Annotated in this window: 1 protein-coding gene; it reads right to left on the reverse strand. The window is 51.0% G+C overall.

What is annotated here, in order from left to right:
* Nucleotides 1-244, reverse strand: a 244-nt coding sequence (locus tag SB773_RS31115) for a DUF4224 domain-containing protein (RefSeq protein WP_410594122.1), incomplete at its 3' end; no start/stop codon positions are given.
* Nucleotides 245-288: the final 44 nt, after the last annotated feature.

Consider the following 288-nt stretch of genomic DNA (forward strand, 5'->3'; position numbering starts at 1 on the left):
AGCCGGACCTGGCCTGATCAACCTTACGCCCTTCAACAGCAGCGCGCGTAACGATAGGGCGCCCACAAGCGTTAACAAAAAAAGGAAGGCCCATGCGACGCAAGGCCTCGACCTGTTTTGATTTCAACTTCCGTCCGGTGAGGACTACTAATTCGTTAGTCGAAAGAAAAGTCTCACTCATTGTCAAATCTCGCGGGTTGATAGCCAAAAACAGCCAAGGTCTTGATTCCAATACGTCTGGCATCGATCGAGAGACGAGCCGACTTTAATCGCTGCGTGGAAAGCTGT

This window comes from Bacillus sp. SIMBA_074 (genome assembly GCF_046534555.1).
Lineage (GTDB): Bacteria > Bacillota > Bacilli > Bacillales > Bacillaceae_G > Bacillus_A > Bacillus_A mycoides.